Source organism: Vibrio sp. SALL6 (genome assembly GCF_002002385.1).
In the GTDB taxonomy this organism is placed as follows: domain Bacteria; phylum Pseudomonadota; class Gammaproteobacteria; order Enterobacterales; family Vibrionaceae; genus Vibrio; species Vibrio parahaemolyticus.
The window spans coordinates 424,626-442,894 of the sequence record NZ_MQVK01000023.1 but is presented as its reverse complement, the minus strand read 5'-3'; the positions used below and the strand labels follow the sequence as shown (position 1 = coordinate 442,894).

General features: G+C 44.5%; 15 protein-coding genes, 1 tRNA gene and 1 other RNA gene. 11 read left to right on the top strand and 6 right to left on the bottom strand.

Going from position 1 to position 18,269, the window contains the following annotated elements:
- Positions 1-96: 96 nt before the first annotated feature.
- Positions 97-181, bottom strand: a tRNA-Tyr gene (locus BIW15_RS16680).
- Positions 182-463: 282 nt separating this feature from the next.
- On the opposite strand from BIW15_RS16680, the gene vmeE reads away from it, so the two are divergent.
- The 3 genes from vmeE (at position 464) to BIW15_RS16665 (ending at position 5,090) form a co-directional block, all read left to right on the top strand.
- Complete coding sequence (vmeE, locus tag BIW15_RS16675) at positions 464-1,558, top strand: multidrug efflux RND transporter periplasmic adaptor subunit VmeE (RefSeq protein WP_031827262.1); 1,095 nt, start codon at positions 464-466, stop codon at positions 1,556-1,558.
- Positions 1,558-4,671 (top strand): multidrug efflux RND transporter permease subunit VmeF, encoded by a 3,114-nt coding sequence (vmeF, locus tag BIW15_RS16670; protein ID WP_005481813.1) that lies wholly within the window; start codon positions 1,558-1,560, stop codon positions 4,669-4,671. Before vmeE ends, vmeF begins: the two co-directional genes overlap by 1 nt.
- Before the next feature lie 221 nt (positions 4,672-4,892).
- Entirely contained in the window at positions 4,893-5,090 is a 198-nt protein-coding gene (locus BIW15_RS16665; protein WP_005461161.1) for a type II secretion system protein, read from the top strand.
- A gap of 90 nt (positions 5,091-5,180) precedes the next feature.
- Here the strand turns inward: BIW15_RS16665 and BIW15_RS16660 are convergent, their stop codons facing one another.
- Positions 5,181-5,756 carry a porin family protein gene (locus BIW15_RS16660; RefSeq protein WP_005495951.1) on the bottom strand — a complete coding sequence of 192 codons (576 nt, stop codon included), beginning with the start codon at positions 5,754-5,756 and terminating at the stop codon, positions 5,181-5,183.
- 215 nt (positions 5,757-5,971) lie between these two features.
- Here BIW15_RS16660 and BIW15_RS16655 point away from each other — a divergent pair, with 215 nt between their 5' ends.
- The gene (locus tag BIW15_RS16655; protein WP_021449582.1) at positions 5,972-6,289 is read left to right on the top strand and encodes a DUF1244 domain-containing protein; all 318 of its coding nucleotides are present in this window, start codon (positions 5,972-5,974) and stop codon (positions 6,287-6,289) included.
- 63 nt (positions 6,290-6,352) lie between these two features.
- Here the strand turns inward: BIW15_RS16655 and BIW15_RS16650 are convergent, their stop codons facing one another.
- A complete protein-coding gene (locus BIW15_RS16650; RefSeq protein WP_077281310.1) occupies positions 6,353-7,447 on the bottom strand; it encodes a PLP-dependent cysteine synthase family protein in 1,095 nt (364 codons plus the stop codon).
- A 139-nt stretch (positions 7,448-7,586) separates the two neighbouring features.
- Between BIW15_RS16650 and BIW15_RS16645 the strand changes: the two genes are divergently transcribed.
- Both BIW15_RS16645 and BIW15_RS16640 read left to right on the top strand, forming a co-directional pair.
- Positions 7,587-8,051, top strand: a complete 465-nt coding sequence (locus BIW15_RS16645) for an Lrp/AsnC family transcriptional regulator (protein ID WP_005481879.1) — start codon at positions 7,587-7,589, stop codon at positions 8,049-8,051.
- A gap of 456 nt (positions 8,052-8,507) precedes the next feature.
- Positions 8,508-11,552, top strand: a complete 3,045-nt coding sequence (locus tag BIW15_RS16640) for a cadherin repeat domain-containing protein (protein ID WP_179115294.1) — start codon at positions 8,508-8,510, stop codon at positions 11,550-11,552.
- A 64-nt stretch (positions 11,553-11,616) separates the two neighbouring features.
- Here BIW15_RS16640 and tesB read toward each other — a convergent pair whose 3' ends face one another.
- A complete protein-coding gene (gene tesB, locus BIW15_RS16635) occupies positions 11,617-12,477 on the bottom strand; it encodes an acyl-CoA thioesterase II (RefSeq protein WP_005461165.1) in 861 nt (286 codons plus the stop codon).
- Positions 12,478-12,788: 311 nt separating this feature from the next.
- Between tesB and BIW15_RS16630 the strand changes: the two genes are divergently transcribed.
- Complete coding sequence (locus BIW15_RS16630) at positions 12,789-13,223, top strand: YbaY family lipoprotein (protein WP_005461146.1); 435 nt, start codon at positions 12,789-12,791, stop codon at positions 13,221-13,223.
- A gap of 29 nt (positions 13,224-13,252) precedes the next feature.
- On the opposite strand, the gene BIW15_RS16625 is transcribed toward BIW15_RS16630, so the two are convergent.
- Complete coding sequence (locus tag BIW15_RS16625) at positions 13,253-13,555, bottom strand: DNA base-flipping protein (RefSeq protein ID WP_005461131.1); 303 nt, start codon at positions 13,553-13,555, stop codon at positions 13,253-13,255.
- A gap of 268 nt (positions 13,556-13,823) precedes the next feature.
- Here BIW15_RS16625 and BIW15_RS16620 point away from each other — a divergent pair, with 268 nt between their 5' ends.
- The 4 genes from BIW15_RS16620 (at position 13,824) to BIW15_RS16605 (ending at position 17,832) form a co-directional block, all read left to right on the top strand.
- Positions 13,824-14,567 (top strand): hypothetical protein, encoded by a 744-nt coding sequence (locus tag BIW15_RS16620; RefSeq protein WP_005461144.1) that lies wholly within the window; start codon positions 13,824-13,826, stop codon positions 14,565-14,567.
- Positions 14,568-14,727: 160 nt separating this feature from the next.
- Entirely contained in the window at positions 14,728-16,731 is a 2,004-nt protein-coding gene (locus BIW15_RS16615; protein ID WP_077281308.1) for a GGDEF domain-containing protein, read from the top strand.
- A gap of 137 nt (positions 16,732-16,868) precedes the next feature.
- An RNA gene (gene ffs / locus BIW15_RS16610) (signal recognition particle sRNA small type) lies at positions 16,869-16,965 on the top strand.
- Positions 16,966-17,097: 132 nt separating this feature from the next.
- The gene (locus BIW15_RS16605) at positions 17,098-17,832 is read left to right on the top strand and encodes an RNA methyltransferase (RefSeq protein WP_077281307.1); all 735 of its coding nucleotides are present in this window, start codon (positions 17,098-17,100) and stop codon (positions 17,830-17,832) included.
- Between the two features lie 91 nt (positions 17,833-17,923).
- On the opposite strand, the gene fdxA is transcribed toward BIW15_RS16605, so the two are convergent.
- Positions 17,924-18,247, bottom strand: coding sequence for a ferredoxin FdxA (fdxA, locus tag BIW15_RS16600; protein WP_005461160.1), 324 nt, complete (start codon positions 18,245-18,247; stop codon positions 17,924-17,926).
- Between the last annotated feature and the right edge of the window lie 22 nt (positions 18,248-18,269).

Sequence of the window (18,269 nt, the reverse complement as noted above, 5' to 3'; positions counted from 1 at the left end):
CTCGGGAACCCCTCCAGGGTGTTTTTATACTTAGAAAGTGTTTTCCCAACACGGCTTTCCAAGTGTTTTCTCATGACATAATCACAAGAAATAATATGGTGGAGGGGGACGGATTCGAACCATCGAAGGCGGAGCCGGCAGATTTACAGTCTGCTCCCTTTGGCCACTCGGGAACCCCTCCAGGGTGTTTTATACTTGAAAAATGTTTTCCCAACGCATCTCTCAAGTGCGGAGCGCATCATAGCAAACTCGCTCCGGCTGTAAAGCGTTTTTCTAGCGTTTTTACGTTGAATGCTGCCTTTTTGGGCAAAGATGGTAGAAAGTCAGCGTTTTGTATGTCCTTTATACAGAACGAAAATATACTTTTTACTGGAATTTACACTACTTGACGTTAAAAGACGTATCTATTGATAAACTGTAAGCAGTTTAATGACATAAGTTTATTCGTTTAGTAGTCAAGATCATGAGCATGAAAGCCACTTTATCCTTATCTGTTTTAACGCTTTCTATATTAATGGCTTCCCCTAGCGCTTTTGCAGCAAAGCGAGGTCCGTCTGCGGTCACGGTTGTGACTGAGCAAGTAGAAACGCACGAAATTAATCAATCTTTATCCCTTATCGGCAAATTGAAGGCGGCAGAGTCTGTGGTTGTCGCTTCAGAAGTTGCAGGTAAGGTCAAACAAATTGCGGTAAAAGCAAACCAGAACGTGCAACAAAACCAACTGTTAATTCAATTGGATGATGATAAAGCGCAAGCAGCGCTGGTTGAGGCAAAAGCTTACTTAAAAGATGAAGAACGTAAGTTAAAAGAATTTCAGCGTTTAGTTAAACGAAACGCAATTACTCAAACCGAAATTGATGCACAAAAAGCAAGCGTGGAGATTGCTCAGGCTCGACTTGATGCTGCGAAAGCGAATCTCGCCGATCTGCATATCACCGCGCCCTTTTCTGGAACGGTTGGATTTATCGATTTCAGCCGCGGGAAAATGGTTAGCGCAGGAACTGAGCTTCTGACATTAGACGATCTGTCGGTCATGGAGTTGGATTTACAAATTCCAGAACGTTATTTGTCGATGTTGTCAGTTGGAATGGAAGTTGCCGCGAAGACCAGTGCTTGGGGTGAACAACGTTTTTCTGGGAAAGTCACTGGTATTGATACCAGAATCAGTGCAGAGACATTGAATTTGCGCGTGCGCATTGAGTTTGATAACCCAGAAAACCAATTGAAACCGGGTATGTTGATGAACGCTTCACTGGCATTTCCTGCTATTAAAGCGCCGATCATTCCTGTTCAAGCACTTGAATACTCAGGCACCAAACGCTTTGTATATGTCATTGATGAAAACAACAAAGCGACTCGCCAAGAGGTGTTGCTGGGTGCTCGTGTCGACAACGAAGTAGTGATTGAATCTGGCGTTGAGATTGGTGACAAGATCGTTGTTCAAGGCATTGTTAACATGCGTGATGGCGTTGAAGTGAAAGAAATTGTCGCGCCACTCAAAGCGAACACCACGGATGTGACACGCAATGACAGTGAATCGGCTGAGGAAGAAAACTAATGTTACTTTCCGACGTTTCAGTTAAACGCCCTGTCGCGGCGTTAGTTCTGAGTATGCTGTTGTGTGTATTTGGCTTTGTGTCATTCACCAAATTAGCTGTTCGTGAAATGCCTGATATTGAGAGCCCAGTCGTTTCTATCAGCACGCGTTATGAAGGCGCGTCGGCGACCATTATTGAAAGCCAAATCACCTCCGTATTGGAAGATCAGCTTTCTGGGATCAGTGGCATTGATGAAATCAGTTCCACCACTCGTAACAGCATGTCACGCATCACGATCACCTTTGAGTTAGGTTACGATCTGAATACTGGGGTGAGTGATGTGCGCGACGCCGTTGCTCGTGCTCAGCGCTCGTTACCTGATGAAGCAGATGACCCAATTGTTTACAAGAACAATGGTTCGGGTGAAGCGTCCCTTTACATCAATCTAAGTTCTTCTGAAATGGACCGCACACAGCTGACGGATTATGCCGAGCGTGTTCTGATGGATCGTTTCAGTTTGATCACGGGTGTGAGTTCTATCGATCTCTCTGGCGGTTTGTACAAAGTCATGTACGTGAAACTCAAACCAGAGCTTATGGCTGGTCGTGCGGTCACGGCATCGGATATTACATCAGCTTTACGAAGTGAGAACCTAGAAAGTCCGGGTGGTGAAGTTCGCAACGACTCGACGGTGATGTCGGTGCGTACAGCTCGTACTTATAACACGCCTGAGGACTTCCAATATCTTGTCATTAAACGTGCAAGCGACAACACGCCTATCTACCTAAAAGATGTGGCGGATGTCTTTATTGGTGCAGAAAATGAGAACTCGACCTTCAAAAGTGACGGTGTTGTAAACATCAGCCTTGGTGTGGTACCGCAGTCAGACGCAAACCCGCTAGAAGTGGCGAAGCTGGTTCGTTCTGAAGTCGATAACATTCAGAAGTTCTTACCAGAAGGAACACGTCTCGCGATTGATTACGACGCGACAGTATTTATCGAGCGTTCAATCGAAGAGGTGTACAGCACGCTGTTTATTACAGGCGGCTTGGTGATCTTGGTGTTGTATATTTTCATCGGCCAAGCTCGTGCAACTCTAATCCCAGCGGTTACGGTGCCCGTTTCGCTGATCTCTTCGTTCATTGCCGCGTACTACTTTGGCTTTTCTATCAACTTGATCACTTTGATGGCGTTGATCCTGTCTATTGGTTTAGTGGTGGATGACGCGATTGTGGTTGTTGAAAACATCTTCCACCATATTGAACGTGGTGAATCGCCTCTGCTTGCCGCGTACAAAGGCACTCGAGAGGTTGGTTTTGCGGTTATCGCGACAACGTTGGTGCTGGTGATGGTGTTTCTGCCAATTTCCTTTATGGATGGCATGGTAGGGCTGCTATTTACAGAGTTTTCTGTGTTGCTGGCTATGTCGGTAATTTTCTCCTCTTTGATTGCACTGACACTTACACCTGTGTTGGGCAGCCAGATCCTAAAGGCAAATGTAAAACCAAATCGATTCAACGAAGTGGTCGATCGTCTGTTTAGCAAGCTGGAGAATGGCTACCGCTCATTATTGAAAGGAGCATTGAAAGCTCGTTTGGCTGCGCCATTGGTGATTCTGGCTTGTATGGGCGGCAGTTATTTCCTAATGAATCAAGTACCAGCTCAATTAACGCCACAAGAAGATCGCGGTGTGATTTTTGCGTTTGTGCGCGGCGCAGATGCTACGTCGTACAACCGAATGTCAGCCAATATGGATATTGTCGAAGACCGATTGATGCCATTGCTAGGGCAAGGTTATCTGAAGTCATTCAGCATCCAAACGCCAGCGTTCGGTGGTCAGGCAGGTGACCAAACTGGCTTTGTGATCATGATTCTAGAAGATTGGAATGAACGTGATGTAACGGCTCAGGAAGCGCTCAACAAAGTACGTGGTGCATTGGCGGGTATCCCTGATGTTCGAGTGTTCCCATTTATGCCAGGTTTCCAAGGTGGTTCGAGTGAGCCAGTTCAGTTCGTATTAGGCGGTTCGGATTATGATGAGCTTCTCGTCTGGGCTGAACTGTTGAAGAACAAAGCCGAAGAATCACCCATGATGGAAGGCGCTGAGATAGACTACTCCGAGAAAACGCCAGAGCTGTTAGTTACGGTCGACAAACAACGCGCGGCTGAACTCGGTGTGAGCGTAAAAGACATTTCTGACACATTAGAAATCATGCTCGGTGGTAAAAGCGAAACGACTTATGTTGAGCGTGGCGAAGAATATGATGTTTACCTTCGCGGTGATGAAAATAGCTTCAATAATGCTGCCGATTTGAGTCAGATTTATCTGCGTACCAACAGCGGCGAGCTAGTGACATTAGACACGGTCACAAAAATAGAAGAAGTGGCAGCATCTATCCGTTTGTCTCACTACAACAAACAGAAGTCCATCACCATTACTGCAAATCTTTCCGAAGGTTATACATTGGGTGAAGCGCTGAATTACCTCGATCAGCAAGCTATCGACAACTTGCCGGGTGACATTTCTGTGAGTTATTCGGGTGAGTCGAAAGACTTTAAAGAGAACCAAGCGAGTGTCGCAGTTGTGTTTGCACTGGCATTGTTGGTGGCGTATCTCGTGTTGGCGGCTCAGTTTGAAAGCTTCGTGAACCCGCTAGTAGTGATGTTCACTGTACCAATGGGTGTGTTTGGTGGTTTCCTTGGTTTGGTCGTGATGGGGCAAGGAATGAACATTTACAGCCAGATCGGCATGATCATGTTGATCGGTATGGTAACGAAAAACGGCATTTTGATAGTAGAATTTGCCAACCAGCTACGTGACCGTGGCGTTGAGTTTGAAAAAGCGATCATTGATGCCGCCGCGCGACGTCTACGCCCAATTTTGATGACCGCGTTTACCACACTTGCAGGTGCAATCCCGTTGATCGTATCAACAGGTGCTGGTTATGAGAGCCGTATTGCTGTGGGTACGGTTATCTTTTTCGGGATGGGATTTGCTACATTGGTGACCTTGTTTGTTATCCCTGCGATGTACCGACTGATTTCTGCGAAAACACAAGCTCCAGGTCACGTAGAAGCAGAACTGAACAAAGCGCTCAGCCACGATTCGAAAGGCCGCACAGTGCATCCTTAACGACAACATGTAACGCTTTGATTAAAAACGCCGAACCATTTTTGTTCGGCGTTTTTTTATATTTCTAGTGATTATTTATAGATCTAACCATTAATTGTGGTTATTATTTCGCCACTTCTTCGAGGGGCACAGGACTCGCTCATCGTTTATGACTGAATGTCGAGTCTTGCTAGGTATAAAGCCAGGAAGGTGGCTATACCTATGATTATTGAGGTGTTCCCTTGAAAAAAGTTCGTGGTAGTTACATGGTAGAAATGGTTCTGGTTGCGGGTATTATGGCGTTGTTAGTCACCACTGCACTTCCAACGTTTACGAATGCGCTAAAAGGTCATCAAGATGGTATTTTAGCGTCACTTGATACTGTTCAACCTAGTAGTCATGTAAACAAAGAGACCGCAGAAAAGTTTTCCGCTCAATAAGCAAAGCTACTTTCTCGATTGATAAAAGAAGCCGAGGCATTTGCCTCGGCTTCTTTACATTTAACTTCAAATTCTGGGTTCAACGTCGCGCTAGAAGCGTTTTCCTAAGCTTATTTGTAGACCTTCATAGCTGTCGTAAAAGTCTTCAAAACCCATATCTGCGACATTGTAGATGTACTCTGCGCGTAACCAGATATCTTTACTCATATCCCAATGAACTCCAGCTCCCACGTTAAACAGTGCGCCAGAGTCGTCAGTCACTTTCTGGGCATTTGGAACATACATTTCTGCTTGAGTCCCCAAAGCGGTCACGCGGCCAAACAAAGAGAGTGGTGTGTCGCCTAGGTTGTCACTGGTCAATACCGCTGACATGCCCGCTTGGTAATAGTGCAAATCCAAATCTGTTTTTAGCGTGTCGTTCTTAAGCTCGTTTTGGGAGTAACGAAGCACACCTTCAAACGCAAGGTATTGATTAACATGATAGCCCCAGCCAACAGTGATATGCGGTGTGGACCACTCATTGTCTCTGTCTGATCCAAAATACGGCGTATCGAAACCAACGTTACCAGTACCTAGATAAAAATAAGATTGATGAGTTTGTTCTTGAGCAGCAAAAGTCGGCACACTGATGGTCAAGGCAGACAATAATAGGATGGCGTTTTTCATAACTTGACGATAACCTTTGTAAAAGACCGTTGTAATGATTTGTGTTAATATTAATTTAATCAATAAGATAGATGGCGCTTATCATATCAGTTTTTGTTCAAAGGTAGTGATTTTCGAATGGGAATTGTTGCGCTAAAGCATACTTCCTACTTATGAAAGTGGACTAACTGGATATGGTGACGAAAGCCAATCAAATAAGAGAGAAGGAAAGTAAAGTGGCTGAATTCAAATATAAAAATCTGACTCAAGAAGAACAAGACAAGTTAGACGCAGCGACATTTCGTCGTTTATTGGCGCATTTAGATGCAAACAAAGATGTGCAAAACATCGACCTGATGATCCTTGCGGGCTTCTGTCGTAACTGCTTTAGCAAATGGTACAAAGCAGAGGCTGAAAATCTCGGTTTGGATTTAGATATTGATGACGCTCGCGAACGTGTTTACGGCATGACTTATGATGAGTGGAAACAAAACCATCAACCAGCAGCAACGCCAGAACAATTGGCCGCGTTTGAAGCGCGTCAGAAAAAGTAATCCCAATCAATAAAAAACAGCCCGCACATAAGCGGGCTGTTTTTTTACATTCGAATTTGCATCTTAAGCGGTAATTGGACCGCAACATGCCGGCTCAACACAGCCTTTCGCTTGAATGACTTCAAGTTGCGCGAGGTAAGGTTGAATATCACCGATGTTCTCTTTTACCCATGCTAAGTCGTAATACGTATCTAAGTAACGCTCACCAGAGTCACATAGAAGTGTCACGATAGAGCCTGTTTCACCGCGTTGTTTCATTTCGCAGGCCAGTTGAAGTACACCGTAGAGGTTCGTCCCCGTAGATGCACCGACTTTACGTCCAATCAGCTGAGAAACCCAATGCGCGGTCGCGACACTTGCCGCATCAGGAACTTTTCGCATCTCATCAACAACACCGGCGATAAAGCTTGGCTCAACACGTGGTCGGCCTATGCCTTCAATTTTGCTGCCAGTATTGCCTTTTAATTCATTGTTGCCGGATTGGAAGGCATCGTAAAACACTGAGTTTTCGGGGTCTACCACACACAGTTTGGTGTCGTATTTTTGGTAACGAATAAAGCGGCCAATGGTTGCTGATGTGCCACCAGTTCCTGGACTCATCACTACCCAACTCGGAATTGGGTGATCTTCTAACTGCATTTGGCTGAAGATCGAGTTCGCGATGTTGTTGTTGCCGCGCCAATCAGTTGCACGTTCAGCATAAGTAAATTGATCCATGTAGTGACCATTTAACTCTTGAGCCAAACGTCGAGACTCGTCATAAATCTGATCTGAGCGTTCAACAAGGTGTGCTTTGCCACCGTAAAACTCAATTTGTTCAATCTTTTTACGCGCGGTGGTTTTTGGCATAACGGCAATGAAAGGTAAGCCAAGTAAGCGAGCAAAATACGCTTCTGAAACGGCTGTGCTGCCTGAGGAGGCTTCAATTACTGTGGTTTCAGGACCAATCCACCCATTACAAATCGCATAAAGAAACAACGAACGCGCCAATCGGTGTTTGAGAGAGCCTGTTGGATGCGTGCTCTCATCTTTTAGGTAGATATCGATACCATCAAGAGAAGGCAGTTCGAGTTTAAATAAATGAGTATCAGCAGAGCGTTGAAAATCCGCTTCAATTTTACGCACTGCATTGTTGATCCAGTCGTGGTCAGTATACATGGCGTCTCTCCTTGGAAATCGATAGATAAGCATTAGATAGGGATAATTTACCTATAAGGTGAGAGAAAAACTTTGCTATAGTTGCTCTTGATGGGTATTGGTATAGAAAAATTTTCTACTTTTTATGGTCTTTATAGAAATGAAATTAGATCGAGTCGATAAACAGCTACTTGCTTTGCTACAAACCGACAGCACCTTGTCATTAAATGACTTAGCAGAGCGAGTCAATCTGACAACAACACCATGCTGGAAGCGTTTAAAAAGGTTGGAAGAGGAAGGCTACATTGAAAAGCGCGTCGCGTTACTGAGCGCAGAAAAACTCGACTTGTCTTTTATCGCTTTTGTTCAGCTAAAAACCATCGATCACTCCGAAGATTGGTATCACCATTTTGTCACAACAGTGAGTGATTTCCCTGAGGTGATGGAGTTTTATCGTATGGCCGGCGAGTATGACTACATGATGAAAGTGCTGGTGAAAGATATGAAGTGCTTTGACGAGTTTTATAAGCGCTTAGTGAATAGTGTAAAGGGGCTCTCTAACGTGACTTCAACATTTGCAATGGAGTCGATTAAATATACCACTGAGTTGCCAATTCGAAGCTAATCTAAGTTTACAGTTACTGGAATAATAGTTGTTACTGACGAGACATTAAAATGGAATGTAAGAGTGACATTATTCCAGTTTTAAAATACAAATCTCTTTTATTAAATATAAACGAGATTCGTTCTTGCTTTTATTTGTGTATTAGATAATTATGTTTTTCTAATCTGTTAATGTCCATACAGCATAGCCCGCCAAAAATTAACGCAATTTTTCTTCATTATTTTTCCTGTTTTATTTTGTTGAATATTCACTCTTTCTAAATTAATTAATTACATTAATTTAAACGTTTGCTTCGCGTTTTTTCGGGTAATTTTCTCGTCATTTATCAGAATTTATTTTTACCCTTAATATAGTAGTAAATACTTAAGTAATAAAGTCATCAACAATAGGGATGGCGATTAATAAAACATCGTATTATTATCTCGCCCCTTGAGATGTAACAAATTATTACTAAAAATGAACAGAAATTATTATTTGATTTTTCTTGCTGCTTTACTTGCTGGTTGCGGTGGAGGAGGTGACTCCAAGCCGAGCAATACAAGCTCTCCAACTTCTATCACGAAGCAGAGTCGTCCACAGCTGATTGTTGAAGATGCCTCGTTGCAGTTTGAGGGTGTGGGAACCATCACTCAGACACTATTGAGCAACGTTCGCGGCTCAGTATCTTACCAAGTCATTGATTCAAATCCGCCGAATGTGGTGAGGGTGAATGATTCGGGTGTATTTCAAATCCTGCGTCCAGGCACCGCGATAATTCGTGCAACAGATACCAGTTCTGTGTATGAATCTTCTGAAACGACGTTTTCGGTCACGGTTGAACGAGGTTTTAACAATGATCTTTCTGCCAGTGATTTAAGCCTAGTTGCACTCGATCCTGACGGGAAAGCTCTGACCGTGCGCGGGCAGAAAGGTAAACTGACTTACCAAGTCGAAAGCGGGCAGAGCCTCATTCAAGTTGATGATAACGGCGTTGTTTATTCACTTGGTTCTGCGGGTCAGGCTTCTGTACTGATTTCCGATTCAGGTAACGACTTATATCTACCTAAGCAAGTTCGTGCAACCGTGACATTGTATGCGATAGGTGCTGAGCAACTTAAATTTGCCTTAATCGAAGATGAGTATCGAGACGGTTTAACCTTAGCGCCTTCACGTTTGGATAAAGTTGAAACGCAAGATATCACTTACAAAATTCTGCGCAGCGAACCAGACAACGAGGTTGCCGAGTTACTAAACCCAGAAACGGGTTTGCTTTTGATCCACAACGTTGGTCAGGTAACCGTTGAGGCGACAGCAACATACAGCGATGCTTTCTTAAACAAGCAGCAAGTCGCTCAGTTTGTGGTCGATGTGAAACCGGGTCAACGTCAAGCCATCAGTATTGCGAATATCGCTAAGACGTATGAAGATGGTGGACGCATCTTCCCTCAAGTTGCGCACGCTCGCGGCGATTATGGATATCGCATCATCAATGGTGAAGACGTTGTCGCTAAAACGACGGATGGTGAAGCGTTGCTGATCAAAGGCGTTGGTAGTGCAGAAGTTGAAGCCTACGAATACGACTTGCGTAATTATCCAGCAAGTAAAACCCGCTTCAACATTGAAATCGAACGCGCACCTCATCCGGCAATGAAAGACGTGGAAATGTCTCTCACTTATCAGCCTAAACTGGCTATTCCAATGGCGTTTGCTGGTCAGAAAGGCAAAGTCAGTCTGATTGGTGGGTTGCCTGAAGGTCTTCGAATGAAGGATGGCAACTTAGAAGTGGATACCGCGGGCGAATATCGTCTTAAGTTTGAAGATGATGGCGGTGACTTTTACCAACCAATTCAATTCAATGTTGTGATCAAAGTTGCGAAAGCGCAAGGCCAAGCGATGACGACGCAAGATTATGAAATGGTATACAGCAAAGACTACGATTTTAACTTGCAGCGTGATTTTGGTTTAACGGCTAGCAATGATCATTTGGAAGTCGTTGACAATACTTCTCCAGGTGTTGCAGATGTTATTGGTGACGGTCTTATTCGTGTCTACAAAGCGGGTCAAACGACGTTAACGGTTCGCAGGAAAGAGAGTGCAAATTACACGGCCGGTCCAGATCAAAAAGTTCGCTTCAACATTCTGAGTGCGCCAAGCCGAATTGCTATCCAGTCAGGCGTAGTAGAAGGTACGTGGAACATCAACCAACCTTATGTCCAAAAACCATCGATTCTCGGTACGGTTGGCGAAGTGAGCTACCGATTTGCGACGGATTCTGCAACCGATGTGGTTTCCTTAGATCGCAAAACGGGTGATATGCGCATTCTGAATGCGGGCAGCACCAGAGTTATTGTGTCGGACGCAGGTAACGATAAGTTTACTCCAGGTGAAAGTAGCTTTGCTGTAACGATTAAACAAGGTAGCAACCCTGTTTCTATTACTTATCCAACTCTGGACTTTTCTGCTGGTGCGGTTATCACACCTGTGATGAGTGGGGGAGAAGCCAAAGCAAGCTACCGTCTGATTAACCAAGCTGAGCCGGTGGTTGAGTTGTTATCTTCAGATTCTGGTCGTTTGAAAGTGCTGCATGCTGGCGACTACCAAGTGGAAGTGACGTTAACTGCACGTAACTATACAACTAAAACCGTATTGGTTAACGGCACCATTAATAAAGCGGATCATCCAGGTCTTACGACGAAGCTTCAAACTGTGGAATTTACGCCATTTAAGACGATTAGTTTGGACTTTGGTAAAACGGTAGGCACTCGCACTTACTCATTTGCTGATACCGTGAGCGAAGAGCTTGCCACGTTAGACAATGCGAAAGCTGAGTTGACGCTAACTAATTACTCTCAATATCACTCTATTGCGTTGGATATTTCTGAGAGTGAATCGCGAGATTACAAAGCGTTACCAAGAACAAGAGTCACGGTTAATGTCGATTTAGCGGAATCGGGTGTTGCAGATAAATACACACAACTTGATAGCGAACAAACCGTCATCGTCAGTACCCTCAGTGCCCCACAGTTTTCCAATTTAGAAGAAAGTGAGTTTGGCATCATGGGGTCGCGTTCGGTACGTGAACCGACGGATGATGAGCTGCAAAAATTTGGCAAAGGTAAGGTCGCGCTGTTCTTGTTAAAACCAGTGGGTAGCGATGACCGAACCAAACAAAAGGCAGTCTGGGTACATGTTGCTCGATTTGATGGCTGTACTGCGGATCTGTTTTCTGATGATCTAAAACCATTCGATGCAATTGATTATGATGCTGCAGGCTATTGTGCGAACGGTAGTACGATTCGCATGACTCGCTTTTTAGTGATTGACGACTCTAAACTAGAAAACATTGAGTATGAGTTGGCAGCGCCTATCGTGTACTACCGTCGCGGTCAACGTGAGTTCTTAGCGAGTGATGACGGCGGTTTTTATGCCAAGCCAAATGTGGTGTACGGAAAAAGCAAGTATGGCTATCCGAAATCACTTTATGAGTGGTCAGTGGTAACCATGAAGTATCAACCGAATTAATCATCGTTTGATACCTACTAAAAAGGAGTGCAGAGCACTCCTTTTTGCGTCTAATGCGCGCGGGTTACTTCGTGTAGCGCATGACTCCTTCTTGTACGGCTGTCGCCACCAAATGACCTTGCTGGTTATAAATTTCGCCACGCACTAAGCCTCGAGTATTACTCGCCGTTGGGCTTTCTATTGCGTACAAAAGCCATTCATCCATCTTGAAGGGACGATGGAACCAGATTGAATGGTCAATCGTCGCAACTTGGAAATTCGGCGTCATTAACGACACTTCATGTGGATGCATCGCCGTGACCAAAAATCCCCAATCTGACGCGTAAGCCAACAAGTATTGATGAATCAGTTGGTTATCTGGCATCTCACCGTTAGCACGAATCCAAAGGTACTGTTTTGGCTCCGCTTTTTTGGGTTTTAGAGGATTGATCACCGTGACAGGGCGAGTCTCAATCGGTTTTTCTCCGCAGAATGTTTTACGCAAGCGCTCTGGCAGAAACTCCGCGATATGACTTGCGAGTTCACTCTCTGAGGCGAAGTTTTCAGGCCCCGGAATATCTGGCATGGCTTTCTGGTGATCGAACCCCGGTTGATCGCCGTGATAAGAAGCCGTTAGGTAAAAAATAGGTCGTCCATTTTGCACTGCTTTAACGCGTCTGGTGCTAAAGCTACGTCCATCTCTTAAATTTTCCACATCGTAAATGATCGGCTTTTCAGGGTCTCCAGGGTAGAGAAAATAGCTATGGAAGGAGTGTACAGTGCGTGTTTCTTCTACTGTATAACGCGCCGCTGAGAGGGCTTGTCCAATCACTTGGCCGCCGTAGACTTGAGGTAAACCTAGGTTTTCACTTTGTCCACGAAACAAGCCTTCTTCTAATTTTTCGAGTTGTAGTAGGCTGAGCAATTCTCGTAATGGTTTACTCATTGTGTCTCCTCACCGATGTGTTTTTTCTTCACGTTACCTCAAGATCTGATGATCTGTGAAGTGACTTTGTTTAGAACTGTTGAGTGACTTAATAGTAGTCTCATCCTTAAACCTACGAATAAGGCAAAAGGAATAGTAACAACGTTTCTGCTTTGCAGGAAAAGTCCGGCTAGTCCTAATTATGAAACGAAATCAATTGTTTGAAAAATTCTAACTTAGTCAAACTATTGTCAAATAAAAGAAAGGAAACAAGACAGTTTTATATTCCAACCCTATACTTATCCCGATTTAATACTCTTCTTGAGGAATATATGAAAAAAACACTACTACTTGTTACTTCTTTACTTTTTGGCGCTGCGTTAGTGGGTTGCCAAACTTCTCAAACAACAGAAATGGAATCTGCTGAGGCGTCAATGAAGACAATTACAGGTACAGTGGCTTACCGTGAACGTATTGCTCTACCACCAAATGCTGTGGTTACGGTAACACTAGAAGATGTGTCTTTGGCTGATGCGCCATCTAAACTTCTAGCAAAACAAACGTTCGAAACAGAAGGTAAGCAAGTTCCTCTTTCGTTTGAGCTGAGTTACGACAGCAACGAAATTAAACCGAATCACACTTACAGCGTGCGCGCGCGTATTGAAGTGGATGGTAAATTGCGTTTCATCAGTGATACGCATAACGGTGTGATCACAGACGAAGCACAAACTCACCAGTTGGATATTCGTCTAGTTGGTACGCGTTAATACCAAACATAGAGAACAAAAATGGCAGCCTAAGGCTGCCATTTGTATTTTCTGAGGGCGATTTTCCCTATCTCAGACACTTCGATCCCTTCAGCTTCTAATTTCTGCTTTTGCCTGTCTAAGTCTCTGCCTTTCAGCGATATCTTTCCTTGGCTATTGATGACTCGAAACCAAGGCAATTTGCTACCTTCTGGCAAATTCCCAAGAGCTTTCCCTACGTGTCTGGCGTATCCCGGATAGCCTGCCATTTTGGCAATTTCGCCGTAGGTCGATACTTTTCCTTTTGGAATTTGGTGAATTACAGCAAAGATTTGCACTAAAAATTGGTCCATACTGAAACTGTCCGTTGTGGCTTGCTAAGGAATGGTAATACACACGACTTGTATTTCGCTAACAGTTCTTGTGCATGGTTAACATTTGTTGCTAGTGAGTTAGATGCCTTTTTAAAGCCCTTTTAACTAAAGACAAATTGGTGCATCAAGCGCACGAAATACAAATTAACGATAAGCTAAGCTTGAATCTAGACCCACTCAACGACTTTAGATACCCAGTTTTATTTGCCGTTGAGTTACCAAGTTGGTGGGGAAGCCAGGAGGCGCTATGATTTTTTCAACACTTCAATTTTTCATCACAACTTTTCTTGCTGTTGTGTGTGCCCGAGCGATGAGTTTGAGTGAGGGCGAAATCCCAGTACTCGCGCTCATGATCCCGGCATTATGGCTGTTGCCTCAAGGTGGCCTTGCTGGCTTAGTGTTGCTCGGCGCTATGATGGTGTTTGGCGCGACGCTTTCGATGCAGCCCATTGCGTTGTCTGTAGGCGTGCTGATTCTATTCCCGTTACTTATGGTGGTGTTCTCACATCGCAGCTCTCTTGGCGTTCTCCTTACCACCGGTTTGATTGTGATTACCTTACAAGTAGGGCTGATGGTCACGCAACAAGGCGGTAAGCTTGATGGTTCAGCTTGGGTGACCGTGGTTCAAACGTTGTCTGTTGTGGTCATGTGGTGGGCAGCAACGCATTGGAAACGCTCAGAAAAACACAGCTGGTGGCCTTTGCTTTTACTATTGCCTCTATGGATTGCCGATCTTCATTACGCGGTGCTGGTGGCGTTGAGCATTACTGGGATGTTGGCTTCGATGGAAACACTCGCCAAATTAAAAGACTCGATTCGCTGGAGTAAGTTGCTTTGTTGGACACTACCAACCGTCGGTTTTGCAGCGTTGGTGGTGAGCCCGAATACAGATGTACCAAATCCTGTATTTGTGGTCTGGATCTGTTTGTTGGGTACTGCTTGGATGACGGACTACATCTTACGTAGTAGTGACGAGCAGGCGGAGTTATAAAATAGTTGTAGGCGTTCAGAGGAAAAAGTGACCCGTGCGGCAGACTGTTGAATTGATTGTGAAACAATAAGTGAATTAGTATATGTTCATCATTTCATAATTATTCTACTTTCCATAATAATAACCACACTGTAAGTGGTTAATTTTAGATAAGTTTGTCATGATCACACTTGCTCGAACGCTGCTGCTTTTCGCTTGTCTGTTACCAAGCATTCATGTAAAGGCCGAACCTTCATTACAGCCTCACTATAAAATCGCGACGGAAGCGGATGATGTTGTCACTCGCGTTTTATTTGATGCGGTATCCACTGAATTTGGTGTGAGTGTTGAGTACATCAACTACGCGAGTTTTGATGCCATTTTAGATGCAGTCGCGAATGAAGACGCAGACTTTGCTGCAAACATTACCTATACCGATACTCGCGCCGAGCGTTTCAGCTATTCCCGACCAACAAACATTGAATACACATACCTATATGGGCTGAGCGACTCGACATTAGATGACATTTCGCGTGTTGGTGTGCCTCAAAACACCATCTACTCAGAACTGATCAAACAGTATCATCCAGAGTTAAAACAAGTTCCCTATAAAGGCCATAACGAAGCAGTACGTTTGCTACAAACTGGTTTAGTGGATGGCGTGGTTGATGCGATCAACCAACTCAAACCAATGCTGTTGGAAGGGTTTGATGCCAAAATGCTCAACGATCAGATCTCCATCAAACCCGTTTCTATCATCAGTAAAAAAGGTCACCACTTAGAAGAGTTGGATACCTTTGCCTCGTTTATTCATGGTGAAGCGGTACAAAAGCAACTTCGTGAGCAAATCGCGTTGTATCAATTTGAGTTGAGACGTTCAGCCCTGCGAGATGCGATCAAGTTACTGCCTGTTAATTTAAAAGAGCCAATTCGAATCAAAATGGAATCCATCTTTCCTTACGTGGTGTACAACCCTGATGGCACCGTACAAGGGATGACAGCCGATATCGTTCTACAAAGCTGTGAAATTCTGGATTTAAACTGTGTGATCATCAGTGAGCCTAACGAAAGTTGGGAGTCGATGTATCGCCAGTTTATGAAAGGTGAATTTGATATTTTGGCACCATTAACGGTGAGCAGAGAACGGCATGAATTCAGCTATTTTCCAAGACCACACTATTCACCAGCTTCAGTGATGGTCAAGCGATTGGGCTACAAGCCAAACACCTATTCCCATGTGTCACAATTGATCTCTGAAAGAATCGGTGTAGTCAAAGACGATTTCTTCGATCAAATGATGACTCAGCTTTTACCGTTGAAAGAGCTTGAGCGTTTTAACACGCAGCACGATCTTATTGAAGCATTGCTTAAAGGGGAGGTGGATTACATCCCGATGGATACGGCAATGCTCAACCATTTCCTTCGTTTGAGCGAGCTTGTGCCCATCGAACAAGATACCGCGATAGGGGAGTTTTACAGTTCGCAGTTGTCTATCGGCCTCGTCGCGAATGAACGCGGTGCAATGTTAGCGCCATATTTTAGCCGCGCGATCGCGATGTTGGGCGTTGACAAAATTGTGGCTCAATACGATTTGCGTCCAGATTGGCGCACGGCGTTAGAGTATGAGGTGCGATTGGCAACACAAACCCAAGCGGTATTTCTATTCGTACTTGTATTGGCAATTTGTGTTTCTCTCTATCTGTATCGTCAATCCAACACCGATAATTTAACTGGGTTGAGGAATCGTCGCTCTTTGCAAGTTAAGTATCGCCAAGGGGTGAATAAGGATTTGGCGATTCTTTATTTAGATATTAATCACTTCAAACAAATCAACGATACCTACGGTCATTTAGCCGGTGATGAAGTGCTGCAATTGCTTTCGCTGAAGATACATCGAGTGTGGTCTGGGCGAAGCTATCGTATTGGCGGAGACGAATTTATTTTGCTCGGATACCCAACACAAATAGAGCTTTCGAGAGCCGTTCAAGAACTGAGTCGATTGGATGTTACCGATAAATTGTGCGCGGAGCTGAAAACTGTCACGATTTCAGTTGGTGTTTCTGAGAAACGAAAGCAGCACATGAGCTTGGAACAAGCGCTGCATTTGGCGGATGAAGACATGTACGTAAGCAAACATTCTTCTCGTCATTATTCTGGTTCTAGCGACTATCTTGTTCAGTCTTAAATGGATGAATTGATCGAGTTTTGTCCAAACGAATGAAGAATAGTGGATTTAGCGGTTTTTGCCCTTGCATTATGAAGGCCGATACTGAATAATCCCCAACATCATTTGAGGCAAGCCCTCAAAAAAGAATTATGGGGCTCTGGTCCTCTCGCAACAATAGCTCGTGAACTCGGTCAGGTCCGGAAGGAAGCAGCCGCAGCGTGTGACTTGTGTGCCGGGATGTGGCTGGGGTCCCACCCTTTAAAAGCCCCGCTTATATAGCGGGGCTTTTTCGTTTTTAACATCTCTTTTTGCCTTGAGCACTTTACTTTATAATCACGCTTGTTTTAATTCGCCAAGTATTCACTTTCCACCTGAGATATTGTCATGATTTCAAAAAACCAACTAAAACTGCTTCGAGCTTTGGGCCAAAAGAAACAGCGTAAAGCGCATGGTTTGTTTCTTGTTCAAGGTGAAAAGAACGTATTGGAGTTGGCGAGCAGCTCATTGGTTGTGAAGCAAATTTTTGCTACGGCAGACTTTTTGGAAAGTCACTGCCAAGAGCTGAGTGGTTTTGAGTGCGTTGAAGCGTCGCTTGATGATCTAACCAAAGCAAGTACGCTTGTGAGCAACAACGCCGCCATTGCTGTGGTAGAGATTCCAAACGTAAAAGAACCACAGGCAAAGGGCTTGATGATTGCTCTGGATGGTGTTTCAGACCCAGGTAACCTAGGTACGATTATCCGTGTAGCTGACTGGTATGGCATTAAGCACATTATTGCGAGCACTGACTGTGCAGACCCGTATAACCCAAAAACCATCAGCGCGACAATGGGCAGTTTTGGGCGTGTGCAAGTGAGTTTGGTTGATTTGCCAAGCTACTTAGCTGAAGCAAATTTGCCAGTGTATGGTGCTTTCCTTGAAGGTGAGAGCGTGCATAAAACTGAGTTTTCAGCAGAAGGTATTTTGTTGATGGGCAGCGAGTCACACGGTGTGCGAGAAGAAGCGTCCAAGTTCGTGACAGATAAGATCACGATTCCTGCTTTCGGTGGCGCAGAATCTTTAAACGTAGCAATGGCGACGGGCATCATTTTGGACAACATGCGTCGTCAGCACAGCTAATCGTATCAACGAATTTTAGATACAAAAAAAGCGTAACGGCCTAGGCGATTTCAAGCTGAGGTTCATTACGCTTTTTTCGTTTTGAATGCGGTTATTTTTCTAACATATCCAACTTGTTTGGCACGCCATTCCATTTTTCCGCTTCATCCATCGCTGGTTTCACTTCAGTTTGTACCGGCCAGATTTCTGCGAGTTCGGCGTTGAGCTCTTTGTAGATGGTTTGATCTTCAGGCAGCTCGTCTTCTTGGAAGATTGCCGCTGCGGCACACTCGTCAACACACAAGCCACAGTCGATACATTCTATTGGGTTGATTACCATGAAGTTTGGACCTTCGTGGAAGGCGTCAGCCGGGCACACCGCGACACAGTCGGTGTATTTACATTGGATACAGTTATCGGTTACGACAAACGCCATGATAATCAGCTCTTAAGTTAGT